Below are 26,691 nucleotides of genomic sequence, written 5' to 3' on the forward strand. Positions count from 1 at the left end.
ACCTTTTGCGTATTAATAAATTTATTAGTGAGACAGGTTACTGCTCCCGTCGAGCGGCCGACAAGCTGATTGAAAGTGGTCAGGTAACCATTAATGGTATCAAGGCAGAGCTTGGCAGTCAGGCAGAAGATGGCGATGATGTACGAATTAATGGCAAGCCGATCAGCGAGAAGAAAAAACATGTGTATATTGCGCTGAACAAACCCGTTGGTATCACCAGTACAACTGAGCAGCATATTCAGGGAAACATCGTTGATTTTGTAGGTCACCATGAGCGAATCTTTCCGATTGGACGTCTGGATAAGGATTCGGAAGGTTTGATTTTGATGACGAATGATGGTGACATCGTTAATCGCATTTTGAGATCGGAAGGCCGCCATGAAAAGGAATATATTGTTACGGTAGATCGGACGATTACACCGAGCTTCCTCAGAGGGATGAGTACGGGTGTCAAGATTCTGGGCGAAATGACACTGCCCTGTACAGTTACCAGAATGACAGATCGTGTCTTTCGAATTATTTTGACTGAGGGAAAAAATCGTCAAATTCGTCGGATGTGCAGTGCATTTGGATACGAAGTTCGCAAGTTAAAGCGGGTTCGTATTATGAACATTCGCCTTGGAGAACAGGCGACAGGATCCTGGAGAGAACTAACAGCCGCAGAAAAGGCAGAGCTCGGCAGCTTGCTGGATTATACACTGGAATAAAGAATCCAGAGTAATTGAAGTGGCCCTCTAGTAAAACGAGTTAAATTGAGATGATCTTTTCCATGTAAGTTTGATGAATCGAGCACTGTCTCCATAAGGAAGACAGTGCTTTTTGTTGTGGGTACGTGACGTATCGTGTTCTTAAAAAAAGTGAAAAAGACCGTTCTCCTTAACTTCAAAGAGAACGGTCTTGACGTACATGCTGCTGAGGGCTGCTAGGTGCCGCTGCCAACAGACTTTACATTGGTATTGTTACTTTGATACTTCCGGATAATGGATACTTCTACACGTCGATTCTGTGCTCTTCCAGAGCCGGTATTATTACTGGCGACAGGGTGGTACTCTCCATATCCACTTGGTGTGAATTTCGAAGGGTCCAGTTGGGTGTTCAGCAGCAGAATCTTCAGGAAATTCAGTGCTCGATCTGCACTCAAATCCCAGTTATCCTTATATTGGTTATTGGAAATGGGCACATTATCTGTATGACCTGATACCACAACTTCGTATTCAGGAAACTCCTGCAGCATGCTGGAGATCGCTTTAGCGAGTGAACGCGACTCAGGCTTCACATCTGCTCGTCCGGAGGAGAACAGGGCTTTATCACTAATAGTGATTTTGAGTTCAGACTGATTGAGCTTCGTATTCAGTTGGTCTGAAAGTCCATTTTGAGCAATATACTTGTCGAGCTGTTTCTTCAGTTTCTCCAGATTCTCCTGTTCCTTCTGAGCCATCTGGGCATCTGTAATCTGTGCTGGTGTTTTCTTCGTAATTTCCTTCGGAATTTCCTTGTTCTTGCCAAGATCAGTGCTGGAGTCCGTCGGGTTCATTGATGTATGATCCAGAATACCGGTACCTCCGTTAAGTGCGCTGCTTAGTGCTGAAGCCATCTGCTCAAATTTGGCTGCATCGAGTGAGCTCATGGAGAACAGGGTGATAAACAAAGCGAGCAGCAAGGTCATTAAATCAGAATACGGAAGCAGCCAGCTTTCGTCTATATGTTCTTCATGCGGTTCATGTTTTTTACCCTTTTTCACCTGATGATCCCTCCTTCTCTTCCAGTTGTTTGCGTTCGGAAGGTGTCAGGAATACAGATAACTTTTGGTTGATGGCAATGGTGGATACACCTGATTGGATCGACAACAATCCTTCAACCATCATCAGCTTGATCTCCATCTCTTTCTTGGACATCCGCTTCAGCTTGTTAGACATCGGGTGCCATAACACGTAACCACTAAAGATACCGAGAAGTGTAGCGATAAATGCAGCCGCAATGGCATGAGAGAGCTTCTCCATGTCACTGAGGTCGGCTAGTGCCGCGATGAGACCAACTACGGCCCCGAGAACTCCGAGTGTTGGTGCATACATCCCCGCCTGAGCGAAGATCAACGCGCCGCCTCGATGTCGTTCTTCGGTTGCATGAATATCTTCCATCAGTACATCACTGACGAACTCTTGGTCATTACCGTCAATAATCATACGCATGCCACCACGAAGAAATTGATCATCGATCTCTTCTACTTTGGATTCCAGTGCGAGCAAACCTTCACGACGGGTAGTGGAAGCCCAGTCCATAAATGTGCCAATCAGAGAAACGCGGTCAATCAGCTGCTGCTTTTTGAAAAGGATACCGAATAGTTTCGGAATCTTTTTAACTTCAGACATCGGAAACGCCATAAAAATCGTCCCTGCTGTACCAACAAAGATAATAACGTATGCTGCCGGGTTATTAACCAGGTTGATTAGGGGCGCACCCTTCAGGAACATACCGAGTACAAGGGAGACCAATCCCAAAACTAGTCCAATAATCGTTGAAATTTCCATCATACACCTCATCCATGAGATAAAATTGAATCCTTTCAAGCGGCTGAATTCGGGCTTCCGGACGAACGCTTCGCCGCAATCCGCTGCATGTTCGGCAGCCCTCAAGGGCACCGGAACGACTGAAACGGTCATGTATAGTATTTATCGACCAGAGGGCCTTTTTTTTTAAGGGTTATTTTCAGGTATAATAAGATCAAATCCGCCCTTTATGGGGTGAGTAGGAGTGAAAAGTCAATGGGCGTAAAGCATGGACGTGATTATGAAGGAATATTGACAGATTTAACAGCGGCGATCGGACGTATCCCGGATCGCTATGTTTTCTTCGAAATGGATGAGGAAGAGTGGAGCAGATTGGGAGAACCGGAACAGCTTGAGGTAGACGAGGCGCTTGCAGAAGACTTGTTCTATGCGCTTGGGGAGGAATCCGTAATTCCGGTTGGCAGTGGGGTTGTTATCCATGATAAGGAACAGCACCGAATTCATATTTTAATTGGAGAAGAAGAGTTGACGTTTGTACCCTTAATTTAAAAAATATGAATCGTTGACAATACCTTATGCTTCAATGCTTTGGCTGTCTATTCTATGGATTTTGGCGCTTTGACGTGGTAAGATGATACTCATGAAAAAAGGCTTCCGCAGGGCGGTGGCCTGCCTTTAAGGCTGTGTGGGCAGCATGCAAAGGTGTCGATGGTCATGTGGATGAAGATCCGCGATGTCTCATCATATGGGGAGGAAGATAACGCATGGTTTTTACGCAAGAGGAAGTCGAAGCTCATCTGGGAAGGCTTGAGGGCTGGGAACTGGAAGAGGGACGGTGGATTGTCCGCAAATTTGTGTTTTCTAACTATATGAAAGGGATTGCCTTTGTAGACGAAGTCGCAGCGATTTCGGAGGCATTCAATCATCACCCTTTTATTACTATTGATTATACAACGGTTACGCTGCGTCTTACATCTTGGGATGAGGGCGGCATTACGTCAGTAGACATTAAAGAAGCAGAGCAGTACAACGAAGCCTTTGAAAAAATGAGAACAGAATAATCTCAGGATATACTGGTAACGAACAGCAAAAGAGGCTCTTGCCTCCCGGCCGGGAGAACGAGAGCCTCTTTGATGTCTTCGTGTCTTAACGGCAATGCTTACTTTTTCTCTGCCAACCACATAGCGATGTGAGCAATTTCCTCATCCTGCAGTCTGCCTTTGAAAGAAGGCATGCCGCCTTTACCTTTGACAATGGTAGAGTAGATTTTCTCCACATCATCCTTGCTGCCGATGTTGGCAAGTGCAGGACCTACCCCACCTTGAAGCTGATCACCGTGACAAGAGATGCAGTTCGCTTTCACCAGCGTCTCAGCCTGTCCGGCATCCATAGCTACTTCAGGCATGGACGGTTTGGCTTCTTGAGCCGCTTCCTCTTTACCTGGAAGCGTAAACATTAAAACAATAGCTAAAGCACATGCTGCAAAAAATACCCCGCTCATGATCCATTTGTGCATCCCTTGTGTCCCCTCCAGAATGAAAGATCATCTAACCCAAACTATCCCTATCATTATAACGGAAGCTGTCGTTACATCATAGCATTTTGTGGTAATTTTTTGAACTAATCACAAAAGAGAGACAAAATGAGACCATTTTATCTGCAATTTACTCTCTCGGACCCTCGTAGACCATGCAGTGGAAGGGCATCAGGCCGGTCGGGGTTTGACGTTCATATGTATCCTGGATGACAAATCCGCATTTCAGATATACCTGAATGGCGCGATTGTTCCAGGTAAGTACTTCAAGATCGATCTCGTTAGAAGGATTACGGCGAATGGCTTCTTGAACGATAGCTGTAACAAAGGCTTTTCCCTGTCCTTGACCGCACTTCTCCGGACGCATTCCGAGGCCAATCCGTGTCACACCCTGAAGCGGAAAATATTGAGCAAACCCATAGACCTGATCCTGTTGATCCAGGATAATCGCATACTGCTCATGACGCAGCCGTGCATCTCCAAATTCGACTTCCAGTGCTTTCATCTGATCCCAAGGCAGCCAGCTGTAAATATTGTATGGCGGATCATACTGCCAGCTGCATATAAGTGCTGCGTGTTCTTCCTGCATCGGTACAACACGAAACGTCAAAGGGGCTTCATTCTTCATATAACAGTGTGTGCTCCTCTCTTCCGTTACCCGTTCTTTGTTCACTCTACAAAAGAGCTGTTCATTTGGCAAGTTTTCAATTTTCAGAAAAAAAATGAAACAAAAGTCCGGCTCATTCCGTTTATATTATAACGGGATGGGTAAAAACATCATAAGGGCACGGACAAACGAAGTAAAATGAACCCTGATGGTTCGCATACATGTAATGATGGATGTGAGCAGCAGCTGCAGGGGGATAGAAGTACAAAAAAACCGCCGGATACATTCCTGCGGAGAATGTACCGGGCGGTTCTATTTATGCTTCTACTTCGTTACAGTATAGTTAATGGTTCCAGCATCATGTTGATTACAGCTTGTCCCTACTCAAGGGCCAGTGACTCATATGTGTCCGTGCTCATAATCCGTTTAGCGCCAATGTAGCGGTTAGCCCAATAGTTCTCGCTAAGAGAGCTGATGGTTACACCTTTGGAAGAAGAAGAGTGCGCAAACTTGCCATCTCCTACGAAAATACCTACATGAGATACGCCTTTACCTGTTGTGTTGAAGAATACCAGATCGCCAGGTCTCATCTCCATGCGGGATACGGAATCACCCATGTCATATTGAGAGCTGGATTGGCGAGCCAAATCAATACCTAGTTTGTCGAATACATACCGTGTGAAACCGGAGCAGTCAAAACCGTCAAGCGTTGTGCCTCCGCTTTTGTATGTAGTTCCCATTGCTGAATCGATGACTTTATCCATCTTAGAATCTGCAAATGCGCTGCCTGCACCAAGTGATAATGCAAATGTGAGGCTAAGTACTGCTGCGGTCAATTTCTTCTTAAACAAGTGATATACCCCTTCCAATGCCTGCGAGGTTAGCTTAAGGATTCGGTTGAAGGTCCCCTATGATCCCTCTGTATCAAGATCAATTCACCCATAACTGGTTCCCCCGCTTCCCAGGTGCAAGGAATTTGGCTCTGCTAGTTGTGCACCTGTAAAAAAACGAAAAGAAAATTTAATTTTAAAGTTTAGATTTAAAGTTGTTACAAATAAGGATTTAAAGATTACAAAGTTGTTACTAAAAACTCACTGCGATTATTGTACCAGAGGAGTGGTGCTTTGGCAACGTTTAGCAGTAAAATTAGCAAAAAAAACCTCGACCTTTGACGGGGGAAGGTCGAGGTTTGCGTATTTACACATCACAATGGATGAATTGTTTAACATGAGATGGTAACAATTTTTAAATGATCTAGTCAGTATTAGGGGACGATGTGGACTGCCATAAGCGGAAATGGGCACATACTTTCCACATGCTGAGCAGGCTTCTGGCAAGCGGATATGTCTGCTGTAGGATCAGTCCGGTAAGTCCGGTCAAGAACCATGAGGCAGATGTGAATACACCAAAGATGAGTAAGTGCACCATTCCGAGTATCAGGATGATGCCAATCACTGTGAAGATGCGGGTTAAAGCAATCCAGAGCCCTTTGAGCATTCCGTGAAGACTTCCTTCTTCTCCCGGAGCAGAGATACCGAACTGCATATAGAGCATCATATGGTGCACAATCCATCCGTAGATGATCCATCCTGCAGCATATGGGATGCCGGGCAGCAGTAGATGAATAGAATGGAAACTGTCCATGAAGATTGAATACAGTTTAGGTATGAGCCAGTAAGCGGGAAGCAGCATAAGTATTGTGCGAATGAGGTGCAGCAGCAGCATCGATTTCCACAATTTCTGGATGCCGCGGATGAACGGAATACGTTCTTCTGCGGTATTAAAATGCTGCAGGGAATAGAGCAGGCCTGCTTGAATAAGAGGGCTGATCAGCAGGCGAAGCAGCAGCATACCTCCCAGAATCCAGAGATAACGCTGGACCTCAGGGCCGGACAGACGCAGCTGACTTTCCATTTTGAACAAAAGCGTGCTCAGCTCTCCAGCATCCTCGGTCGGATAACGAAGCAGTAGAGGAACAACTGCCGACTGAACCAACCGGTAGATAAAATAGCCCCATACAAGCTGATAGAGAAATAAAATTGCAGCAATGAACATATGCTGACGGACGAGAAACCAGCCTTCGCGAATTTTTGCTTTCACCGTCTCCACCTCACCATGACAGACCTCCGAATACAGCTTCAATTAGTTTCGCAGCACTCATATTCCAGCGGGACTGGACTTGCTCGTCCAGTTTAGTTCTCAGGAAATTGTTCATATGGCGGTTCTCCAGCACGATGTCATATAAGGGATCGGTTATCGCCCAGGAGACGGGAGAGGTATACGTGAGTTTATAGGTAATGCGATCCTCCTTGCCGTCCCATTGCTTGGTTACGGTATGTCCATCCTCAAAAGCGATCCGAACAGGAACCTTCGGAAAGTCACTTCCTTTTTTGACAACTGTAATTGAGGATTCGTACAAGGTTTCCCCATCCTTTTCCACAGGAATAACCTTGATCCTCTCCACGGCAAAGTCGGCCATGCCGCCGCTGTAAACGTATTGGTCAAAATAATCGGCCCAAGAGGCCCGGGTAACTTGTTCGACTACCTTTTGAAAATCGGCCGTTGCCGGATGTTTGAAGCGATATTTCTTAACATAGGTTGAAAGGATGCGTTCCATTTGTTTGGCTCCGACCTGCTGTTCGATGCCAAGCAGTACGAGCTTCCCCCGGGTATATACGTTGGATGCATACTGCTGCTGTGAGTCAAACTTCCAGGAGGGCTGTGTTAATGGAGCGGGAGATGTGATCAGCCCGGATTGTACAGGCAGGTTCGGGATTAGCCCGTATTCCTGTTCCATCAGTTTGTCTTCTGCGTATGAGGTGAATCCCTCATCCAGCCAGGCCTCCTCAAATTCATTGCTCGCAACCATGCCGTAGAAGTATTGATGCCCGATTTCATGCACCACCGTTCGCTCCAGATCGTAACCTGGGGTTGTATCATCGGCTCCGAAGGCCGTAATTAAGGTTGGATACTCCATTCCCCCAGCGCCATTTGCCGCTTTAGGCGGGACTACAATAGATAAGGTGGCATATGGATAAGGTCCGAACCACTTGCTGTAATTGGATAATGCGGCTTTGGCGGCAAAGAGATAACGTTCCTTCAGATCCTGGTGTGCCGGGTCGAGATAAAGCTTGATGCGCACACCCGGCACGTTAGGAGCTGAGAAGGGCTCCTCTGCATATACAAAATCAGGTGAGGCTGCCCAAGCGAAGTCATGTACATCATCGGCATAAAACTGGTACACCTTCTCCCCATTTTTCAGAACAGCCTGTTGGGTTGGGAATCCGGTTGCGGCTACTTTGTATGTTTCGGGTACCCGAATACGAACACTATAGATGCCAAAGTCGGCATAGAACTCGGAATTGCCATGATACTGATGCAGGTTCCAGCCTTCTGCTGTACGCCCTCTTCTTCCTGCGGGTTCGTAGGCGCTGAGTTTAGGGAACCACTGACCTGCCATAACAAAATCATTGGTTTTGCCCATCCGGGCAAAAATTTTCGGCAGCTCCACTTCGAACGTTGTGCGGATTGTAATGCTTTCCCCGCCTTTTACGGGTTTTGGCAGCCGCACTTTAATCAGTGTTTTATCTTTGATGTTCCCGTCATCCGGCTGTACATACTGCATCCGGTGCAGCAGAGAAAGCCCGTCCTCTGTCTGCATATCAACAAACTTCATGGAGCCATAGCCATCTACCGGCATGACATCGCCCCGAAGCTTACCGCCGGATTCCTTCATAAATGTGCTATCTGCAGAGGAGAATGCATTAGGGTACATATGAAAATAAAGCTCGTTCACTGTTTTCTTCCCCGGATGGATCCAGGTGATCGCCTGTGTGCCCTGCAGTGTGTTCCCCTCGGTCAGCTTTACATCCATGTGGTATTCCACTACCCGATTGCTGTACACCTCGGCTGTAGGAGACTGCACGCTCTCCGGGGGGGCAGGGGTTGGAGCTTTAAGCTGGGGCTTGCCCGATTCCGGAGCGAGTATGGGCAGTTCAGATGAAGTGGAACGATTGTAACCGAGCATGATCCATATCCCTCCGGCAAGCAAACACAGGGCCAGGGATGCGGTGAGCCAGCTCTTGGCGCGTCGTGGAATCATCGATAAATACCTCCCGTTGACAAGCATCTACAGCATGTATATGTTTGCAATGGGCCGATTATTAGTTAAAATATTTGTATCAACTCTTGGAGGCTATAAACATGGACCAAAATGAGCAAAACGGCAAGAAACAGATTGCCTTGAATATCGTGAGTGCCAAAAGTAAACACAAAGGCTTCGGCGCAGGTTCTATTGATCTGAACAACCTTTCTCCGGTCATCATTGACCAGGGTGAAGCCAAGATTGACGTCGGTGCAATGCACGCAAAGAGTAAGGTGGAGCGCGGCATCAAATTTTCGACGAATCGAGAAGATGTTCCCAACGGACGTCAAGTGTGGCTGGTGTGGGTAGCTGTGGATCGTACGGAGCAAGGGCAGCTGTACGGTGGAGCGACGGCGTGTGAGATGTGGATCGATACAGAGGCCAAACGCGGCTGGAAGCTTCTCGCGGATCACGTGAACCGGATGGATTATGCATTGAAACGTCGGTTTATGCTGGATGAACTGGGAGCGGAAGAGAAAGCAGCGCTGAAGACACTTCTGATCTCTCATAATGAAGAGTGGTGGAATGCTTCACCGGATGAGTTGAAAGAAGCACTCGCTTAAGGTGCAAAAAAAGAACAGGCCCCGGATCAGAACTTCTGATCTCGGGGCTTGTTTTGCTTGCTGTAACTATGCTTGCTGTTATTCAGTCCAGTCCTATTCATCTGGCTGTATATTTATGAAATGTTCTATTACCGCGATTGGAAACTGCAGGCTGAGAAGTCCATGACGCAATCAAGTCATTGCGGAATTGCGTCACTCTACCCACCAGCGTTTGAAGTCACTCCACCAGGAATGTTTTTGTTCCTGTATTCCTTTCTGATTTTCAACCTTACGTGCCTTTTCGTCCTGTGTGGAATCTGGTAGTTCCATTTTACCCCGACATACCTCTGTAGGTTCCGTACCCTCAATAAACACTTCCAGCCGCTTTTCCTCACAGCCGTTACCTGCAAGCTTGCCGGTTTCCGGGTTGATATAGACACTGACGACCTGATCAGGAACGTTGAAAATTTTGGGCGGTACGCTTGCCAAAGCCTGTTCCGTAAATTGGGCGAAGATTGGGGCCGCACGACGGCCATCCGACGTGGAGATTGCTTTTCCTTGATCATAACCAACCCACACGGCGGTGGAAAGCTCCGGGGTAAATCCGACAAGCCAGGCATCCGTGTTTGTTGTTCCTGTTTTGCCTGCTACCGGGCGTTTAATCGCAGCAGATACCCGATTGCCTGTTCCCCCGTGCTCAAAGACACTTTCCATTAGACGGGTTAATACATAAGCTGCTGCCGGTTCAACCACGGTTTCTGCTTTGGTCTGAGGTGACTCATACAGTACACGCCCTGCAGCATCCGTGATCTGCAGGATGGCAATCGGCGGCGTTCGCTGCCCCCCGGCTGCAATAACGGAGAAAGCGGAAGCCATCTCCAAGGGACTGACAGGTGAAGTGCCCAGCGCAAGAGAAGGGACAGGGCTCAGCTTGCTTGTGATACCAAGACTTTGAGCCATACTCACAACCTTCTCAGGACCGACTTTCATAATGGTATTTACGGCGTAGATGTTATCCGATGCCGCAATGGCCTGCCGCAGATCAATCTCGCCCAGATACTTATCACCAAAATTACCGGGTTTGTAGGTTTTGCGGTCATTATCATAATGAAACAGAGTAGGCTGACTATTGAAAATAGATGCACTGGTGAGCTGCTTCGACTCCAGGGCAGCGAGATACATAATCGGTTTAAATGCAGATCCTGGTTGACGTGTCGTTGCCAGCACGTGGTTAATCTGATTGGTACGGTAATTCTTGCCGCCAACCATCGCTTTAATGTATCCGGTGCGAGGGTCGATGGATACGAGAGCCGTCTCCAGCTCGCTTTTTGCATCCATCCCCTTGGCGACAGCCTGTTCAGCCGCCTGCTGCACACGTAAATCCAGTGTGGTGTAAATGTTCAGTCCTCCGTGGTCCAGCATCGCTTCACTGATGCCCAGCTCCCTCACTGCAAGGTTGCGGATATAATCGCGGAAATAAGGGGCATTTTCCACCGTCTTGCGCTCACTCTCCGGTTTGAACTTCAGCATCTCCTCATAGGCATTGTCAGCTTGTTTTTGGGTAATCTTACCCGTTTCGATCATGGCTTTCAGTACAATCTTCTGCCGGTCCTTGGCATTCTTCATATGATTGTAGGGTGAATAATAAGTTGGACCCTTCGGTATGCCTGCCAGCATGGCGCTTTCTGCCAGATCCAACTGTTTGGCCGATTTGCCAAAATACATCTGGGCCGCCGCTTCGATGCCGTAAGCACCGTGACCGTAATAAATCTCATTCAGGTACATCTGCAAAATCTCATCTTTGCTGTATTTCATCTCAAGCTGCGCGGTGTACATTGCTTCCTTGGCTTTACGTGTCCAGGTTTTCTCATGGGATAGGTAGAGGTTTCGTGCCAGCTGCTGCGTTAATGTACTTGCTCCCTGAGACATTCGCATGTGCTGAATATTGACAAGAACTGCCCGCCCCATACCCTGGATGTCAAAGCCGAAATGCTGCCTAAATTTGCGATCCTCTACAGCCAGCGTTGCATTCACCAGATCTGGAGTAATATCCTGCAGTTGAACGGGAATCGAATCCTTGCCGCCAGCAGAGAAGGTAGCAATGACTTCACCCTGACTATCCAGTAGTCTGGAATTGCGATCTGAGTCAGCGAGGGGCAGGCTGGTTGCGTATAGATATACCAAAATAGCAGCCGTGGCAATAAGGCCGAGTGCCATAAGGATGGATAGATGTTTAATGAATTGGAGTACGCGGAACCCGCGTTTGCGGGTCTTGGAATTAGGCTTGTTCATGGGACGGGCTCCTCTCTTTTCTTTCCAGTATGGGACGGGAACAACCGGGATATTCAGTCTTGCTGTGAAGTGAGCAAATTATAGTTAATTTCGACCTGAAAACCGTTTTACAGTTGAAACATCTATCGCGTATAATGCAAAAGGGTAATGAAAAGGTAGGGTTCGGTACAACATACTAAAGCGTGTGTGGACGAACAGACCAGTGATTATGCATTTTAAAGTGATCACTCATTACTTTTACGGAAAGAAGGTAGCGATCATGGAATTGTGGTTTACGGAGAAGCAGACCCCTGTATTCGGGATTACCGCAAAGATCAAGCAGACTTACGTCACGGAGCAAACGGATTTCCAGGATCTCGCAATAATTGAAACCGAAGAATTCGGCAATATGCTTGTACTGGATGGCATGGTGATGACAACGGTAAAGGACGAGTTTGTATATCATGAGATGGCGGCACATCCGGCCATGAACACTCACCCTAATCCGAAAAAAGTGCTGGTGGTTGGCGGTGGTGACGGCGGTGTAATCCGTGAAGTCATCAAACATGATGCTGTGGAAAAGGCAGTTCTCGTCGAAATTGACGGTAAAGTGATTGAATATTCAAAAACGTACTTACCTGAAATTGCCGGCAAACTCGATGAGCCGAACGTTGAAGTGCTCGTTAACGATGGTTACATGCATATTATTGAACATAAAGATGAGTACGACGTCATCATCGTCGACTCGACAGAACCTGTAGGCCCGGCAGCGCCACTCTTTGAACGCGGTTTCTATCAGGGGATTTATGAATCACTCAAAGAAGATGGTATCTTCGTTGCGCAGACGGACAACCCTTGGTTTAAGGCAGACCTGATCCAAAAGGTGAACAAAGATGTCAAAGAAATCTTCCCGATCGTACATGTGTACGGCTGTAATATTCCAACCTACCCAAGCGGTCTGTGGACATTCACCATGGGCAGCAAAAAACACGATCCGCTGGCGGTGGATGAGACTCAAATCCCGGAGATGAATACGAAGTATTACTCTCCGCGTCTGCACAAAGCGGCATTTGTACTTCCAAAATTCGTGGAAGATTTAACGAAATAAAGGGGAAATGAAAATGAAACTGGATCAAGCTTATTCAGGAAACGTATTTATTTGCAGCTCTGAAGATTATGAAAATTCCAAAGCGGTCATCTACGGCATGCCGATGGACTACACCGTCAGCTTCCGTCCGGGTTCCCGTTTCGGCCCGGCTCATATCCGTCAGGCATCGGTTGGACTTGAAGAGTACAGCCCGTATCTCGATAAAAGCATTGTGGATATGACCTATTTTGATGCTGGAGATCTGCTTCTGCCGTTCGGCAACGCGGGACGCAGCCTTGAGGTTATCCATGAATACATCGGCAGCCTGCTGGCAGATAACAAGTTCCCGATTGGTCTTGGTGGCGAGCATCTGGTGACTTGGCCGGTGATTCAACAGATGTACAAGAAATATCCGGATCTCATTTTGATCCACATTGATGCACACGCAGACCTTCGTGAACACTATGAAGGAGAGCCCCTGTCTCACTCGACACCTGTGCGTAAAGCCGCTGAACTGATGGGTGGTCAAAATATTTATCAATTCGGTATCCGTTCCGGCTCCCGTGAGGAGTTCCAGTACGGCCGCGAAAATATTAACTTCTACCCGTTTGAAGTAGCGGCTCCAATGAAAGAAGCTCTGCCAAAAATGGGCAGCCGTCCAGTCTATGTAACCATCGATATCGATGTGCTTGATCCTTCTGCTGCACCAGGAACCGGAACAGCAGAAGCTGGCGGAATTACATCCAAAGAACTGCTCGAAGCAGTTCACATGATCGCTGGATCAGATGTGAACGTTGTAGGCTGTGACTTGGTTGAAGTAGCGCCAATCTATGATCCGACACAGCAGACACAGATCGTAGCTGCCAAGTTGATTCGTGAAATGCTGCTTGGGTTTGTAAAGTAGGCGAACTTAACTTCTGTTTCGGGCTATGTTATACTGGACACATAAGAGTTTAGTAATATATTAATCAATATATTACAGTCGGAAAGTATAGGGTATGCGGGTTCGACCATATACTAAATAAAGAGCCATTACCGCGCCAACGGTAATGACTCTTAGGACCCGAAAGGCTGTGGATTGCCACGGCGTGCAAGAATTAAATACTGCTATTCAAGCAAAACCCACCGTAGGCGGCTAACCTTATGAGGTGGGTTTTCGCTTGTTCCGAAGCTTTTTGCGTAACCAACGATACAGCTTTCGTCCGCTCAGCACAATACTGAGGATTGCAGCAATCCATCGGATTACATCAAGCCACGCCACAAGTTTGACCATCGACGTCACCCCCTCTCGGAAAGCAGCGCCGTGATCCGAAAACATCCACACTCAATCATAAGTCCGTACCTTTAATTATAGCACATACGTTCCTGTCAATCTATCATGCAGCTCTTTCGATGAGGAGCATTTTAACATCGGCTTCATGTCTGTCCTTAAATATAGAAGGGGCTGGCTTGTGGTGACCAGCAGGAATACACCTGCGTCTCTATAGATTTATAAATGGAGGGCATAACATGGTCAAAAAAGTTTCATTTAATCAGAAATGGATTAACAATCAAATTTATGAAATAACATTTTTGTGAATCTAATAGAAAATTGGTCTGTATAAGTTTTAGTATGAATGGAAGCGATCAAAGAATTAAAAAGCCTTTTTCCTGAATTTTTATGTGGAAAAGAGCTTTTTAATTCGGAAATAAAAGGGTTGAAACCTGTATTGAAACACGTTATTGTAAGCGATAACAATAGTATTCAAGGAGGTTGAAGTAATGGTTAATGTTACTTTAAAGGCTGATTCAGACCAAGGATTAATAAATCGCAATATATATGGTCACTTTTCCGAGCATTTGGGACGATGCATTTATGAAGGGTTGTGGGTAGGCGAGGACTCTTCTATTCCGAATACAGAAGGTATCCGTAACGATGTGCTTGGCGCGCTCCAGAAGCTGAACATTCCTGTACTTCGCTGGCCTGGCGGATGCTTTGCCGATGAGTATCACTGGAAAGATGGAGTGGGACCGAAAAGTGAACGTGCACGCATGATCAATACGCACTGGGGCGGCGTGGAAGAGAATAACCACTTTGGAACACATGAATTCATGAGATTGTGTGAGCTGCTTGGTGCTGAGCCGTATATCAGCGGCAACCTCGGCAGTGGAACAGTACAGGAAATGCAGGAATGGGTAGAGTACATTACGTTTGACGGTGAGTCTCCTATGGCAAACTGGCGGAAGCAGAACGGCCGCGAAGAGCCGTGGAAGCTGAAGTATTTTGGTGTGGGCAACGAGAACTGGGGATGCGGAGGCAACATGCGCCCAGAGTATTATGCCGATGAATATCGTCGCTATGCTACATATGTACGTAATTATTCAGGAAATCAAATTTATAAAATTGCATGCGGCCCGAACGACAGCAACTATGAGTGGATGGAAGTTCTGATGCGGGAAGCGGCGCGTTTCATGGACGGAATCAGTCTCCATTACTATACGATTCCAACAGGCGTGTGGGAAGATAAGGGGAACGCCACCGGTTTTGGCGAGGCAGAGTGGTTTACCACATTGAAGAAAACATTGTTCATGGATGAACTGCTCGTGAAGCATTCCGAAATCATGGACAAATATGATCCGGAAGGCCGCGTTGGTATCATTGTAGACGAGTGGGGAACGTGGTACAACGTTGAGCCGGGGACAAATCCGGGTTTCCTTTACCAGCAGAATACGATGCGTGATGCTGTCCTCGCAGCTGTGAACCTGAATATTTTCAATCAGCATAACAAACGGGTGCATATGGCGAATCTGGCTCAGATCGTTAATGTACTGCAATCACTCGTGCTTACCGAGGGAGATAAAATGCTCTTGACGCCGACGTACCACGTATTCGATATGTATCAGGTTCATATGGATGCGCAGCGTCTGGATCTCAGCTATGAGAGTCCGGGATATACGTTCGGAGACGAGACGATCCCGCAGCTCAGCTTATCGGCATCACGTAACAAAGACGGGGTCATTCATGTGACAGCAAGTAATCTCAGTCATACCGATGAGCTTGAAGTAGTAGTGCAGCTGGAGGCAGGTCAAGCGGCAGGCGTATCGGGACAGCTTCTCCATAACACTGACTTTGGAGCATACAATACGTTTGAACAGCCTGATCAGGTGAAGCCTGCGGCTTGGGACGGGCTTGTATTGGAGAATAACACACTGCGTTTTATGCTGCCTCCGGCGTCCGTTGGTGTGATCGCTGTTAAGGCTTAAGATATGAAGTCCTCCGGTTACGAACAGCAGCGTCCAAGCGAGGGTAGAAATGCACCCTGTAAGGGCTGTGACAGTCAGTATGATGTTCATATTAGTGATGCCAAAATGGCTCGTCTGGTCGAAATCGCTTCCCGCTCACGTGCCACGGTAGAAAACGATGAGTATGAACGGAGGCTTGCCATCTGCTCTGCCTGTCCTGATCTGCAGTACGGAACAACGTGCCGGCATTGCGGATGCCTTGTGCAGGTTCGTGCCAAAATAGCGGACTCTACCTATCCTTATCCGCATGCATCGCAGTGGGTATGATCGGATTTATCATGTTTATGTAAACTGAGATAAACATGTTTCATTATAATGAGATAAAAGAGCAGGCTTAATCAAGCGATATCAAATTAATAAAGCAGGATCACGAGAAATATGCGAAGTAAAGGAGAGCTGCACGAAGCGGGTGCGGCTCTTCTTTTTGGTGCCGTCAGAAAAAAACTCTGAATTTGGATTTGAATTGAGCGAGTGAACTGGATATAGTTATACAGTAGAGTGTAGGAGAGTATGTTTTCGGAATATGAGCGTGTATAGCGGCACAACGATACAGGAAGGGCTGTTCTCACCGGCTGTCCTGATTTTGCGCCGCCTCGAATATAATGGAGGTTAACATTCATGTCGAAGATGCGACCGGTTCAGATCCGGCTGCACAGCCGTTATGAAGGGGAAGATGTACTGCAGGAGATGCAGGGAGAAGCTGTGGTCAAGGGAGCGTATCTGTATGTTCGCTATGAAGAGCCACAGGCTGGACCCGAGAGAGGCATGACCCGTACAACATTGAAGCTGGGCGAACAATCCATCAAGATTATACGTCATGGTGAGGTGGAATCGGAGCAGACGTTCGAATTGAACAGAAAGCTTCCGGGTTTCTACCGTTCACCATATATGTCGTTTGCCCTGTCCACGAATACACAGAAGCTGGAACTTTCCATTCAGGGATTGAGCGCACGCGCAGCGTGGAGCTACGACTTTTACCGCTTTGATGAAGAAGCCGGACATTTTGCGATTAGTTTACATATACAGGAGGAACCAAATTCATGACACGTAATCCACTAGATACCATTAATGAACGGGTAAGTTCTGCAATCGGCAGTGCCATCGTGGCAGCCGGTATTGTAACACAGGAAGAACTTCCTGCAATTACGCTTGAAGTGCCGCGCGAGAAGTCCCATGGGGATCTGGCTACCAACGCGGCAATGCAGTTGACCAAAATTGCCAAGCGCAACCCTCGCCAGATTGCCGAGGAGATTATTGCCAACCTGGATCTTGCCGATGCAGGCATTGAGAAGGCAGAGATTGCAGGGCCGGGGTTTATTAACTTCAAATTGGACAAGAGTTATCTCTATCCGGTTCTTAACTTGGTACATGAGCAGGGCGAGGACTTCGGAAGAATCGACGTTGGAGCAGGGAAAAAGGTCGAGATGGAATTTGTCAGCGCCAATCCGACAGGAAGTCTTCATCTGGGTCATGCCCGCGGTGCTGCTGTAGGGGATGCACTGTGCAATATTCTGGATTACGCAGGTTACGATGTCACTCGTGAATATTATATTAATGATGCGGGTAACCAAGTGTTTAATCTGGCGCGTTCCATTGAAGCGCGTTACTTGCAAGAGCTCGGTCAAGAGGCTGAAATGCCGGAAGATGGCTACCATGGAGAAGATATCAAAGGTTTTGCGAAGGAACTGGTTGCTGAAAAAGGGGACAGCCTGCTGTCCATGCACCCAGGAGATCGCGCAGCATATTTCCGTGATTATGGACTGGAGAAGGAACTCGACAAAATCAAACGAGACCTGAACCGCTTCCGTGTGAATTTCGATATCTGGTTCAGCGAAACATCATTGTATGATAATGGCGAAGTGCTTCGCGTACTGGACGAGCTGCGTGACCGCAACGAGATTTATGAAAAAGACGGCGCAACCTGGCTGAAAACGATGCAGTATGGGGACGACAAGGAACGCGTACTGATCAAAAATGACGGTACGTATACTTATCTGACACCGGATATTGCATATCACCGTGATAAGTATTCCCGTGGCTATGACACGATGATCAACATTTGGGGAGCCGATCACCATGGATATATTCCTCGGATGAAAGCAGCTATGCAGGCACTGGGCAATGACCCGGACAAGCTGGTTGTCCTGATTGCACAGATGGTCAGCCTGTTCCAGAATGGCGAGAAAGTTAAAATGTCCAAACGTACAGGGAAAGCTGTAACGATGGAAGACCTGATGGATGAAGTCGGCATCGACGCCATTCGTTATTTCTTCACGATGCGCAGCATGGATTCCCATCTGGACTTTGACATGGATCTGGCGATTTCGACATCGAATGAAAACCCGGTGTTCTATGTGCAGTATGCACATGCACGTGTATGCAGCGTGTATCGTCAAGCCGAAGAGCAGGGCATAGAGCTGCTGCCGCTGGCACAGATTGATCTGTCCAAGCTTACAACGGAACATGAGTATGACCTTCTTCGCAAAATGGGCGAGCTGCCTGAAGAGATTGCGGCAGCGGCTGCAGGTTATGCACCGCACCGCATTATTCGTTATGTCTACGAACTGGCATCCCTGTTCCACAGTTACTACCGGGCTGAGCGCGTCATTACCGAAGACGCGCAGCAGACCCAGGCGCGTCTGGCGCTGATCGGTGCCGTTCGCACCGTCATCGCAACAGCGCTCCGTCTGGTGGGCGTATCCGCACCAGACAAAATGTAATCCCTTCGGCCGTGCGGCGGGCAGCATTATGCCGCTCGGCCGAAGGCATATCGTCTCCATACCCCGTGCGAGCAGTGGCCTCCGCGCGGGGTATGGAGACTTTTTTGTGCCCGCGGCTGGCGGTGGACCCAGCCGGGCGGCCTGACCTTGCGGTACCTGAAGGCGGATGCCCAGGTACCGCAAGGTCAGGCTTGCCGCCTGCCGCGGGCACAGGCGCATTGCCCTGCATCCGGCACAGCCGCAGGGCAATGCTTCAAGAGCAGGCTCATATGTGCCTGCTCTTGTTCTTGCCTGCTGCGCAAGGCGTGCCCGGCAGATGCCGGCATCCATTGCTGCGCAGCGCGTAGATGCCAGCGGCCTGCAGTGCCCGCCGGCTTACCCTCCGCCCTCCTGCATCAGCTTGAGGGCGTCAATCTCGCCACCGCGGATTTTACTCTTCGCGGTGGTACTCTTGCGGGCGCGCAGCGGAACTGTCGCGCGCTTGACAAGTGCCTTGATCTCGGCTGGAGACAAGCCGGGATGTTTGGCGAGCAGCAGCGCAATTGCGCCGCTCACATGGGAGGTGGCCATGGATGTGCCGCTCATCTCATGGTGCTTGCCCTGAACCCAGGAGGATACAATTTTGTCGCCCGGGGCATAGACATCCACATAAGCCCCGCGATTGCTGAATGATGCAATTCGTCTGTTTTTGTCGGTTGCTCCGACGGAGATGGTCTGCGGATATCGAGCAGGATAATCGATACTTCGGCGCTTGCTGTCATTGCCTGACGAAGCTACGATGACAATGCCTGCGTGATATGCGCGGTTCACGACGTCAAGCAGAGATTTACTGCGTGTTTTCATACCAAAACTCATATTGATGATATCAACCTGGTTGCGTACACACCAGTCGATGCCGAGTACGATGTCGGAGACATAAGCAGAGCCATTGTGATCAAAGGCTTTGACCGGGTAGATCAAAGCACGTGGAGCAACCCCGATCATGCCTGCAGTGCTATTTGCCGCAGCAATCGTGCCTGCAATATGAGTACCGTGTCCGTTGTCATCATGGGGAAGTAAACTTCGGTTCAATAGATTAATGCCTCGGGCTAGGGAGTATCGCAGATCAGGGTGGTGGTAATCTGCCCCGGTATCAATAACCCCGATTTTGATTCGGTGTCCTGTCGAAACAGACCATACCTTGGGGGCTCGGATCTGTTTCACGCCCCAAGGTACACCTTGAGGTGTGCTTGGTTTGTTGTGGAGAGCTGTAGAATGCAGGGAGACAGGGATATCTTCCTCAACGGTAATGTCGTCCGCGTACCGATATAACACGTCCGGACTTTGTACAGGGGCTATGAGAGTTCTTGCCAATCGGGAAGCCTTAATGCCTCCCGGAACAATGAATGCACTTCGCATTCGGGATAATTCAACGAGACAGGCCTCGTACTGCTGGGGTTTGGCGAACCGAATCAGATAACGTCCCGTTTGTTCGGACTCAGGGCACCTCATTCCGTCAATCAACTGATGCAGTAAACCGATATAGTCCATTATGGGCAGCCCCCTTCGGGATGAACATGCTGAGGTATTCTATGAATGCGTTGACCCCGCCGCATGGGGAACTTGCCCTTTTTTTGCAAAAACACGTTCTCTCCGTGTCAAAACGGGCGCAGGGACATATGATGGATGGAGGGCTAGAGGGCTCTTGCGGGGAACCTGGTGAGGAGCAATCCTACGAGGGTATACAGTCAGAAGGCGGAGGGGACTCCGTCTTTTACATATGTGTTCTGATTTGTTCCTTTCGGAAGACAGCAGCTGCGATAAAATTTGCTCTTCCTGCCGGTTTAAACGGGTAGAGCAATCTATAGCTGAAGGTTGATTGTGTAAATATGGTACATGCTTACATAAAAACTTGCTTTTTAACGCTAAATAGGTTTTACTTAGGTTTGTTAATGGATATGTTATACGTAACGTTCCAGTTTGCAGGGGATATAAAGCGAATTATGTGTGAGAGGAAGTGTCTTCAGTGAGTACCTCGCTCAATTTGAAAATTGATAAAGAAAAGGTAAGAGAGATCCCTTTGGTGGACCTTGCCTTTATGGTGCTGAAAGCGGCCAATACGCCGTATTACTACCGGGATTTGATGAATGAGGTAGCGAAGCAGCGCGGAATGACGGATGAAGAGATCAACGAGTATATTGCGCAGCTGTATACCGAAATTAATATCGATGGCCGTTTTGCTTGCGTCGGTACGAGTCTGTGGGGGTTGAAACGCTGGTATCCGGTTGCTGGATCGGAAGATTCCATGACAGGTGCGAAGCGTCCACGTATCATCAACGATGAAGATGATGATCTGGAAGACGAAGACTTCGGTGAAGAGGACGACAGCTACAACAGTGACGAAGACTTCGACAGCACAGATGATGATCAAGACGAAGATGAAGATGACGATGATGAAGATGACATCTTTGATGAAGACGACAGCGAAGAAGAAGTACTTGTTGAAGATGATGATCTGGAAGATGAAGACCTCGATGAAGACGATGAAGAGTCCGAAGACGAGGGTGAATTTGACGACGATTCCGATAATCGGTAGTCCTTTTTGGTGTCTGACCATTACCCGTTTTTTCCCCGATAGTCAGCCTTGACAGCAGACGGGGTAACGGGTAAACTATTGCATGGGCTTATGAATGAGCGACAATATATTTATGTTTTTTAGAGAAAGTGCCCCGTCCTGCGGGAGTGCTTTCTTTTTGTATTTTTAGAGGCAGAATGATGTCAAACGATTACTTTTCCGACTGCTCCCGGCCAATCTTTTCGGCCTGTTTTTTTGCATGTTCAAACAAGGAAATGGAATCTGCAGGTGGTGCTTGGTTTGGGGACAAGCGAGGATGAAGGCTCCCGGAAAGTTTGCATTATTATTTGCCAGGAATGATGTGTAGTTTAAGCCGTCTTCGCTAGAAAGAGCAGTTCGCAGATGCAGTTAATTTCTGCCATTGCTCTTTTTAACGATGATTACCTGGGAAACGGGTTACGATAACACCATATATCGCCTGAATTTCTGTACTTATATTAGGAGGGTAATAACAGTGACAAAGTATATTTTCGTGACGGGCGGAGTTGTGTCCTCCCTGGGCAAAGGGATTACGGCAGCCTCGCTGGGCAGATTGCTGAAGAACAGAGGACTCAAGGTAACGATTCAAAAATTCGATCCATACATTAACATTGACCCGGGAACCATGAGTCCTTATCAGCATGGTGAGGTATTCGTAACCGATGATGGCGCAGAGACGGATCTGGACCTTGGCCACTATGAGCGTTTTATCGACATCAACCTCTCCAAAAACAGCAATGTCACGACAGGTAAAGTGTACTCTTCCGTTATCAGCAAAGAGCGTCGCGGAGAGTATTTGGGCGGTACGGTTCAAGTTATTCCACATATTACAAATGAAATCAAAGAGCGTGTATTCCGCGCTGGACGTGAAGCAGGTTCGGATGTTGTTATTACCGAGATTGGTGGTACAGTAGGCGACATCGAGAGCCTGCCATTCCTGGAAGCCATCCGTCAGATCAAGAGTGATGTAGGTCGTGACAACGTGATGTACATTCACGTTACATTGATTCCATATATCAAAGCTGCTGGTGAAGTAAAAACAAAACCGACACAACACAGTGTGAAGGAACTGCGCAGCATTGGTATTCAGCCGAACGTTATCGTTTGCCGTACAGAATATGAGTTGTCGAAGGATATGAAAGCCAAAATCGCACTCTTCTGCGATATCGACGAAAATGCGGTAGTAGAATGCCGCGATGCAAGTACGTTGTACGAAGTGCCGCTTAACCTTCGTGAGGAAGGTCTGGATGAGATCGTGGTAAATCACCTGAAACTGACTACTCCGGCACCGGATATGAGCGAGTGGGAAGGTTTGGTAAACCGGATCAGCAAGCTGGAGCGGACAGTTGAAATTGCGATCGTTGGTAAATACGTGGCACTGCATGATGCGTATCTGAGTGTGGTAGAATCGTTGTCACATGCAGGGTTTGCCTCCAATGCGGATGTGAAAATTCGCTGGATTCATTCCGAAGATATTACCGATGAGAATGTAGGTGACCTGCTGCACGGCGTTGGCGGGATTCTTGTTCCTGGCGGTTTCGGTGACCGAGGTATTGAAGGTAAAGTTTCGGCAATTCGTTATGCTCGTGAGAAAAACATTCCGTTCTTCGGTATCTGCCTGGGCATGCAGGTTTCCGTTATTGAATACGCACGTTCCATCGTTGGATTGAACGGCGCGAACAGTTCCGAGATCAACCCGGCTACGGAATTCCCGGTGATCGATCTGCTTCCTGAGCAGAAAGATATCGAAAATCTGGGCGGCACGATGCGTCTGGGTCTATACCCTTGTAAGCTTCAGGAAGGTTCTTTGGCGATGTCTTGTTATGATGATGAACTGGTATATGAAAGACACCGTCACCGGTACGAGTTCAACAATGAATACCGTGAAGCGATTGAAAAAGCGGGTCTTGTTATTTCCGGTACTTCACCGGATGGACGTCTGGTTGAGATCGTCGAGCTTCCAGGACACCCATGGTTCCTGGCAGTACAGTTCCACCCGGAATTCACTTCCCGTCCGAACCGTCCGCAGCCATTGTTCCGTGAGTTTGTGAAAGCTTCCCTGGAGAATGCAGAGAAATAAAGGACCATTAAACTAAAAAGTTAAGTATACAAGGATGTTTCAGCTCCCATGACGGCAGCTGGGGCATCCTTTTTTTGGCGAAAAAGGATCGGAACACCTGCTGTATAATCGGAAAGAAGAGGAAAAATCCTTATGCCAGAAGCCTGGGATTTATAGAAGGATTTAAATGGAAGATGTTTGAGATTATAGAAGGATTTTTACCGCAGAGGTAGAATACTTATCATGACGACTATGGGATAGTTATCCAGATGTATAATGTATATGCTTTCCTAATTCTAGGAGGTTACAGCGTGGAAGATAAAAAAGTTCTGATTGTCGATGACCAAAACGGTATTCGAATTCTACTAATGGAAGTGTTCAGTAGTGAAGGATACAACACATTTCAGGCGCCAAACGGCAAAATTGCACTGGAGATTGTCAATAATGATAAGCCGGACCTGGTTTTGCTCGATATGAAAATTCCGGGTATGGACGGGCTTGAAATCCTGAAGCATATTAAGGAGATTGACCCGGATATCAAGGTTATCATGATGACCGCGTACGGAGAACTGGACATGATTAAGGAAGCCACTGATTTGGGAGCGCTCATGCATTTTACGAAACCGTTTGATATCGATGAGATGCGTGTGGCCGTCAATATGCAGCTTCGCAATAATGCTGCGAACAAGTGCAGCTAAATCCTGTAGATACAGGATTTTTTTGCGTCACTTACTGTTCTGTGTAATGATCTCCATGTCGAATCATGAGAAAATGGGGTATTTCACCTGTTTGTGCGGGGAATATTGGAAATAGGGGCGCTGTCCTGCGGTGTCTCTGAAAACTGTGCTGCAAAGCACAGCATTTTTGCAAATGCTTGTTTAGTATTTGACATGGGATGTGGTATAATAGGCCCGTATGTGATTTCGGCTAAAAACCATAGACACAACCCAAACCCCTAGGAGGATTGAAACCATGCCATTAGTATCTATGACAGACATGTTGAACAAAGCACTTGAAGGAAAATACGCAGTTGGTCAATACAACATCAACAACCTTGAGTGGACTCAAGCGATTCTTGCAGCCGCTGAAGAAGAGAAATCCCCAGTAATCCTGGGCGTATCCGAAGGTGCAGCACGTCACATGGGCGGCTTTACTACTGTTGTTAAAATGGTAGAAGGACTCTTGATTGACATGAAAATTTCCGTACCAGTTGCAATTCACCTGGACCACGGTTCAAGCTTCGACAAATGTAAAGAAGCAATCGATGCTGGCTTTACATCCGTTATGATCGACGGTTCCCATCACCCGATCGATGAGAACATCGAAATGACTAAAAAAGTCGTTGAATATGCACACGCTAAAGGTGTTTCTGTAGAAGCTGAAGTTGGTACTGTAGGCGGACAAGAAGACGACGTTATTGGTGGTATTCAATACGCTGACCTGAACGAATGTATCCGCATTGTTAAAGAAACAGGTATCGATACTTTGGCACCAGCTCTGGGTTCCGTACATGGTCCTTACCAAGGCGAGCCAAACCTGGGCTTCAAAGAAATGGAAGAAGTTCGTGACGCAGTACAAGTTCCACTCGTATTGCACGGTGGTACAGGTATTCCTAAACACGATATCGATAAAGCAATCTCCCTGGGTACTTCCAAAATTAACGTGAACACAGAGAACCAAATCTCCTTCACAAAAGCAGTTCGCGAAGTGCTTGCAGCAAAACCAAACGCTTACGATCCACGTACGTTCATCGTACCAGGCCGCGAAGCAATCAAAGAAACCGTTAAAGGTAAAATCCGTGAGTTTGGTTCCAACAACAAAGCGTAATTTATCTTTGCAAGTTCCATACTGTGAAATGGAAGAACACCGCCTAGCCGGTGTCTTTCCATTTTCACACCTTATTTCTATACCGTTAGCCATCAGCACGTATTGCCGTTCATCGGCTGCAAAACACGTAGGGGGACATTAAGCTTTATGGAAAAATTGATGATCAGCGGCGGACGTCCGTTACAGGGAACTGTGACTATAAGCGGCGCCAAAAACAGCGCCATTGCGCTTATTCCTGCAGCATTGCTTGCCGAGTCAGAGGTCGTGTTGGATAACTTGCCGCTGCTAAGTGACGTGGCAGTTTATGCGGAAATTTTGGAGGAACTTGGAGCACGTGTAACTTGGGAAGGCAGCCAGATGAGGATTGATCCTTCCGATATTAAATCCATTCCTATGCCAAACGGTCCCGTGAAGAAGCTTCGTGCTTCGTATTACATGATGGGAGCGCTGCTGGGACGTTTTAAAGAAGCAACTATAGGTTTGCCAGGGGGCTGTAATTTTGAGCCTCGTCCAATTGATCAGCATATTAAAGGGTTTGAAGCGCTTGGCGCAACTGTAACGAATGAACATGGCTCCATCCATCTGCATGCCAAAGAGCTGCGCGGAGCTAAAATATATCTTGATGTAAGCAGTGTAGGTGCAACCATTAACATTATGCTGGCGGCCACTCGTGCCAAAGGCTCTACAATTATTGAAAATGCGGCTAAAGAGCCTGAGATTATAGATGTAGCAACACTTCTGAATTCCATGGGTGCCAGCATCAAAGGTGCGGGTACTGAAACAATCCGGATCGAAGGAGTTTCGGAGCTTAAGGGCTGCCGCCACTCTATCATTCCGGACCGGATTCAGGCGGGTACGTATATGATTGCCGCAGCGGCAACGCGCGGAGATGTACTCATTGATAATGTCATTCCCAAACATCTGGAGGCTTTAACAGCCAAATTGCTGGAGATGGGAGTAGGTATCGAGGAACTAGACGAAAGCATTCGTGTCATTGGACAGCCGCAATATAGCCATGTCGATGTGAAGGCACTGGTATATCCAGGCTTTCCAACCGATCTGCAGTCCCCGATGACCAGTGTCTTAACACAGGCGAACGGTGTAAGTGTACTGAGTGACTTTGTATACAGCAATCGGTTCAAACATGTGCCTGAGCTTGTTCGCATGGGTGCCAAAATTCGTGTTGAAGGTCGATCTGCAATTATTGAAGGCAGTGCACTGAATGCAGCTAAAGTAAAAGCATCTGATCTTCGTGCTGGTGCAGCACTCGTCATTGCGGGACTTACTGTGAGTGAGGGTGTTACTGAGGTGACGGGTGTTGAGTTTATTGATCGCGGCTACGATCATTTGGTAACTAATCTGCGGCTGCTCGGTGCAGACGTATGGCGAGAAACCGAATAGCAGAATAAGGCTGCAGCATCGCATGAATTTCGCTTAATGCGTGTTTATAGCGGTGCTGCATAACCTATAGTAGAATGGGGTATACTATTCTAATAGATTTTGAATTCTCTTCCGGAT

Annotated in this window: 25 protein-coding genes and 1 riboswitch; of the genes, 15 read left to right on the forward strand and 10 right to left on the reverse strand. The window is 47.6% G+C overall.

What is annotated here, in order from left to right; genetic code table 11:
- The first annotated feature begins 5 nt into the window (after positions 1 to 5).
- Positions 6 to 707: a pseudouridine synthase gene (locus MKY97_RS00475; RefSeq protein WP_342553644.1), complete on the forward strand. Its 702-nt coding sequence runs from the start codon at positions 6 to 8 to the stop codon at positions 705 to 707.
- 215 nt (positions 708 to 922) lie between these two features.
- On the opposite strand, the gene motB is transcribed toward MKY97_RS00475, so the two are convergent.
- Together motB and motA are read right to left on the reverse strand one after the other, a co-directional pair.
- Positions 923 to 1,741 carry a flagellar motor protein MotB gene (gene motB / locus MKY97_RS00480; RefSeq protein ID WP_342553645.1) on the reverse strand — a complete coding sequence of 273 codons (819 nt, stop codon included), beginning with the start codon at positions 1,739 to 1,741 and terminating at the stop codon, positions 923 to 925.
- Positions 1,728 to 2,528, reverse strand: coding sequence for a flagellar motor stator protein MotA (gene motA / locus MKY97_RS00485; RefSeq protein ID WP_342556189.1), 801 nt, complete (start codon positions 2,526 to 2,528; stop codon positions 1,728 to 1,730). The genes motB and motA overlap by 14 nt, the downstream gene beginning before the upstream one ends.
- A 234-nt stretch (positions 2,529 to 2,762) precedes the next feature.
- Between motA and MKY97_RS00490 the strand changes: the two genes are divergently transcribed.
- Positions 2,763 to 3,056, forward strand: coding sequence for a hypothetical protein (locus MKY97_RS00490; RefSeq protein WP_342553646.1), 294 nt, complete (start codon positions 2,763 to 2,765; stop codon positions 3,054 to 3,056).
- A gap of 215 nt (positions 3,057 to 3,271) precedes the next feature.
- Entirely contained in the window at positions 3,272 to 3,568 is a 297-nt protein-coding gene (locus MKY97_RS00495) for a 4a-hydroxytetrahydrobiopterin dehydratase (protein WP_272040500.1), read from the forward strand.
- Positions 3,569 to 3,666: 98 nt separating this feature from the next.
- Here the strand turns inward: MKY97_RS00495 and MKY97_RS00500 are convergent, their stop codons facing one another.
- The 5 genes from MKY97_RS00500 to MKY97_RS00520 all read right to left on the reverse strand — a co-directional run bounded on the left by MKY97_RS00500 (position 3,667) and on the right by MKY97_RS00520 (position 8,750).
- Positions 3,667 to 4,023 (reverse strand): cytochrome c, encoded by a 357-nt coding sequence (locus tag MKY97_RS00500; protein ID WP_342553647.1) that lies wholly within the window; start codon positions 4,021 to 4,023, stop codon positions 3,667 to 3,669.
- A gap of 148 nt (positions 4,024 to 4,171) precedes the next feature.
- Positions 4,172 to 4,669, reverse strand: a complete 498-nt coding sequence (locus MKY97_RS00505) for a GNAT family protein (protein ID WP_342553648.1) — start codon at positions 4,667 to 4,669, stop codon at positions 4,172 to 4,174.
- Between the two features lie 359 nt (positions 4,670 to 5,028).
- On the reverse strand, positions 5,029 to 5,484 hold the full coding sequence (locus MKY97_RS00510) for a C40 family peptidase (RefSeq protein WP_342556190.1): 456 nt from the start codon (positions 5,482 to 5,484) through the stop codon (positions 5,029 to 5,031).
- 18 nt (positions 5,485 to 5,502) lie between these two features.
- Positions 5,503 to 5,640, reverse strand: a riboswitch (cyclic di-AMP (ydaO/yuaA leader).
- Between the two features lie 262 nt (positions 5,641 to 5,902).
- The gene (locus MKY97_RS00515; protein ID WP_342553649.1) at positions 5,903 to 6,748 is read right to left on the reverse strand and encodes a hypothetical protein; all 846 of its coding nucleotides are present in this window, start codon (positions 6,746 to 6,748) and stop codon (positions 5,903 to 5,905) included.
- 10 nt (positions 6,749 to 6,758) lie between these two features.
- Positions 6,759 to 8,750 (reverse strand): M1 family metallopeptidase, encoded by a 1,992-nt coding sequence (locus tag MKY97_RS00520; RefSeq protein ID WP_342553650.1) that lies wholly within the window; start codon positions 8,748 to 8,750, stop codon positions 6,759 to 6,761.
- Between the two features lie 101 nt (positions 8,751 to 8,851).
- Between MKY97_RS00520 and MKY97_RS00525 the strand changes: the two genes are divergently transcribed.
- Entirely contained in the window at positions 8,852 to 9,355 is a 504-nt protein-coding gene (locus tag MKY97_RS00525; protein WP_342553651.1) for a YwhD family protein, read from the forward strand.
- A 192-nt stretch (positions 9,356 to 9,547) separates the two neighbouring features.
- On the opposite strand, the gene MKY97_RS00530 is transcribed toward MKY97_RS00525, so the two are convergent.
- Positions 9,548 to 11,626: a PBP1A family penicillin-binding protein gene (locus MKY97_RS00530; RefSeq protein ID WP_342553652.1), complete on the reverse strand. Its 2,079-nt coding sequence runs from the start codon at positions 11,624 to 11,626 to the stop codon at positions 9,548 to 9,550.
- A 259-nt stretch (positions 11,627 to 11,885) separates the two neighbouring features.
- On the opposite strand from MKY97_RS00530, the gene speE reads away from it, so the two are divergent.
- Together speE and speB are read left to right on the forward strand one after the other, a co-directional pair.
- Positions 11,886 to 12,713, forward strand: a complete 828-nt coding sequence (gene speE / locus MKY97_RS00535; protein ID WP_342553653.1) for a polyamine aminopropyltransferase — start codon at positions 11,886 to 11,888, stop codon at positions 12,711 to 12,713.
- Between the two features lie 13 nt (positions 12,714 to 12,726).
- On the forward strand, positions 12,727 to 13,596 hold the full coding sequence (gene speB, locus MKY97_RS00540) for an agmatinase (RefSeq protein WP_342553654.1): 870 nt from the start codon (positions 12,727 to 12,729) through the stop codon (positions 13,594 to 13,596).
- Positions 13,597 to 13,833: 237 nt separating this feature from the next.
- On the opposite strand, the gene MKY97_RS00545 is transcribed toward speB, so the two are convergent.
- On the reverse strand, positions 13,834 to 13,965 hold the full coding sequence (locus MKY97_RS00545; protein ID WP_275670057.1) for a hypothetical protein: 132 nt from the start codon (positions 13,963 to 13,965) through the stop codon (positions 13,834 to 13,836).
- Between the two features lie 488 nt (positions 13,966 to 14,453).
- On the opposite strand from MKY97_RS00545, the gene MKY97_RS00550 reads away from it, so the two are divergent.
- The 4 genes from MKY97_RS00550 to argS all read left to right on the forward strand — a co-directional run bounded on the left by MKY97_RS00550 (position 14,454) and on the right by argS (position 18,694).
- Positions 14,454 to 15,935: an alpha-N-arabinofuranosidase gene (locus MKY97_RS00550; protein ID WP_342553655.1), complete on the forward strand. Its 1,482-nt coding sequence runs from the start codon at positions 14,454 to 14,456 to the stop codon at positions 15,933 to 15,935.
- A gap of 3 nt (positions 15,936 to 15,938) precedes the next feature.
- The gene (locus tag MKY97_RS00555; protein ID WP_342553656.1) at positions 15,939 to 16,241 is read left to right on the forward strand and encodes a DUF6171 family protein; all 303 of its coding nucleotides are present in this window, start codon (positions 15,939 to 15,941) and stop codon (positions 16,239 to 16,241) included.
- A gap of 351 nt (positions 16,242 to 16,592) precedes the next feature.
- Positions 16,593 to 17,018, forward strand: coding sequence for a DUF1934 domain-containing protein (locus tag MKY97_RS00560; protein ID WP_342553657.1), 426 nt, complete (start codon positions 16,593 to 16,595; stop codon positions 17,016 to 17,018).
- Positions 17,015 to 18,694 (forward strand): arginine--tRNA ligase, encoded by a 1,680-nt coding sequence (argS, locus tag MKY97_RS00565; protein ID WP_342553658.1) that lies wholly within the window; start codon positions 17,015 to 17,017, stop codon positions 18,692 to 18,694. The genes MKY97_RS00560 and argS overlap by 4 nt, the downstream gene beginning before the upstream one ends.
- Positions 18,695 to 19,069: 375 nt before the next feature.
- Here the strand turns inward: argS and MKY97_RS00570 are convergent, their stop codons facing one another.
- Positions 19,070 to 20,224 carry a S8 family peptidase gene (locus MKY97_RS00570; protein ID WP_342553659.1) on the reverse strand — a complete coding sequence of 385 codons (1,155 nt, stop codon included), beginning with the start codon at positions 20,222 to 20,224 and terminating at the stop codon, positions 19,070 to 19,072.
- Positions 20,225 to 20,699: 475 nt separating this feature from the next.
- On the opposite strand from MKY97_RS00570, the gene rpoE reads away from it, so the two are divergent.
- The 5 genes from rpoE to MKY97_RS00595 all read left to right on the forward strand — a co-directional run bounded on the left by rpoE (position 20,700) and on the right by MKY97_RS00595 (position 26,574).
- Positions 20,700 to 21,269 carry a DNA-directed RNA polymerase subunit delta gene (gene rpoE / locus MKY97_RS00575; protein ID WP_342553660.1) on the forward strand — a complete coding sequence of 190 codons (570 nt, stop codon included), beginning with the start codon at positions 20,700 to 20,702 and terminating at the stop codon, positions 21,267 to 21,269.
- Positions 21,270 to 21,762: 493 nt separating this feature from the next.
- Positions 21,763 to 23,367 carry a CTP synthase gene (locus MKY97_RS00580; protein ID WP_342553661.1) on the forward strand — a complete coding sequence of 535 codons (1,605 nt, stop codon included), beginning with the start codon at positions 21,763 to 21,765 and terminating at the stop codon, positions 23,365 to 23,367.
- 290 nt (positions 23,368 to 23,657) lie between these two features.
- Positions 23,658 to 24,044, forward strand: a complete 387-nt coding sequence (locus tag MKY97_RS00585; RefSeq protein WP_342553662.1) for a response regulator — start codon at positions 23,658 to 23,660, stop codon at positions 24,042 to 24,044.
- A gap of 274 nt (positions 24,045 to 24,318) precedes the next feature.
- The gene (gene fba, locus MKY97_RS00590) at positions 24,319 to 25,173 is read left to right on the forward strand and encodes a class II fructose-1,6-bisphosphate aldolase (protein WP_123067144.1); all 855 of its coding nucleotides are present in this window, start codon (positions 24,319 to 24,321) and stop codon (positions 25,171 to 25,173) included.
- 147 nt (positions 25,174 to 25,320) lie between these two features.
- Positions 25,321 to 26,574 (forward strand): UDP-N-acetylglucosamine 1-carboxyvinyltransferase, encoded by a 1,254-nt coding sequence (locus MKY97_RS00595; RefSeq protein WP_342553663.1) that lies wholly within the window; start codon positions 25,321 to 25,323, stop codon positions 26,572 to 26,574.
- Positions 26,575 to 26,691: the final 117 nt, after the last annotated feature.

It is taken from the genome of Paenibacillus sp. FSL R7-0652 (assembly GCF_038595045.1).
Lineage (GTDB): Bacteria > Bacillota > Bacilli > Paenibacillales > Paenibacillaceae > Paenibacillus.

Excerpts from the sequence above, each read along its gene's own strand:
- motA (WP_342556189.1), bottom strand. The coding sequence starts at position 2,528 with ATGGAAATTTCAACGATTATTGGACTAGTTTTGGGATTGGTCTCCCTT.
- MKY97_RS00490 (WP_342553646.1), top strand. The coding sequence starts at position 2,763 with ATGGGCGTAAAGCATGGACGTGATTATGAAGGAATATTGACAGATTTA.
- MKY97_RS00495 (WP_272040500.1), top strand. The coding sequence starts at position 3,272 with ATGGTTTTTACGCAAGAGGAAGTCGAAGCTCATCTGGGAAGGCTTGAG.
- MKY97_RS00500 (WP_342553647.1), bottom strand. The coding sequence starts at position 4,023 with ATGCACAAATGGATCATGAGCGGGGTATTTTTTGCAGCATGTGCTTTA.
- MKY97_RS00505 (WP_342553648.1), bottom strand. The coding sequence starts at position 4,669 with ATGAAGAATGAAGCCCCTTTGACGTTTCGTGTTGTACCGATGCAGGAA.
- MKY97_RS00520 (WP_342553650.1), bottom strand. The coding sequence starts at position 8,750 with ATGATTCCACGACGCGCCAAGAGCTGGCTCACCGCATCCCTGGCCCTG.
- MKY97_RS00525 (WP_342553651.1), top strand. The coding sequence starts at position 8,852 with ATGGACCAAAATGAGCAAAACGGCAAGAAACAGATTGCCTTGAATATC.
- MKY97_RS00530 (WP_342553652.1), bottom strand. The coding sequence starts at position 11,626 with ATGAACAAGCCTAATTCCAAGACCCGCAAACGCGGGTTCCGCGTACTC.
- speE (WP_342553653.1), top strand. The coding sequence starts at position 11,886 with ATGGAATTGTGGTTTACGGAGAAGCAGACCCCTGTATTCGGGATTACC.
- speB (WP_342553654.1), top strand. The coding sequence starts at position 12,727 with ATGAAACTGGATCAAGCTTATTCAGGAAACGTATTTATTTGCAGCTCT.
- MKY97_RS00545 (WP_275670057.1), bottom strand. The coding sequence starts at position 13,965 with ATGGTCAAACTTGTGGCGTGGCTTGATGTAATCCGATGGATTGCTGCA.
- MKY97_RS00550 (WP_342553655.1), top strand. The coding sequence starts at position 14,454 with ATGGTTAATGTTACTTTAAAGGCTGATTCAGACCAAGGATTAATAAAT.
- MKY97_RS00555 (WP_342553656.1), top strand. The coding sequence starts at position 15,939 with ATGAAGTCCTCCGGTTACGAACAGCAGCGTCCAAGCGAGGGTAGAAAT.
- MKY97_RS00560 (WP_342553657.1), top strand. The coding sequence starts at position 16,593 with ATGTCGAAGATGCGACCGGTTCAGATCCGGCTGCACAGCCGTTATGAA.
- argS (WP_342553658.1), top strand. The coding sequence starts at position 17,015 with ATGACACGTAATCCACTAGATACCATTAATGAACGGGTAAGTTCTGCA.
- MKY97_RS00570 (WP_342553659.1), bottom strand. The coding sequence starts at position 20,224 with ATGGACTATATCGGTTTACTGCATCAGTTGATTGACGGAATGAGGTGC.
- fba (WP_123067144.1), top strand. The coding sequence starts at position 24,319 with ATGCCATTAGTATCTATGACAGACATGTTGAACAAAGCACTTGAAGGA.
- MKY97_RS00595 (WP_342553663.1), top strand. The coding sequence starts at position 25,321 with ATGGAAAAATTGATGATCAGCGGCGGACGTCCGTTACAGGGAACTGTG.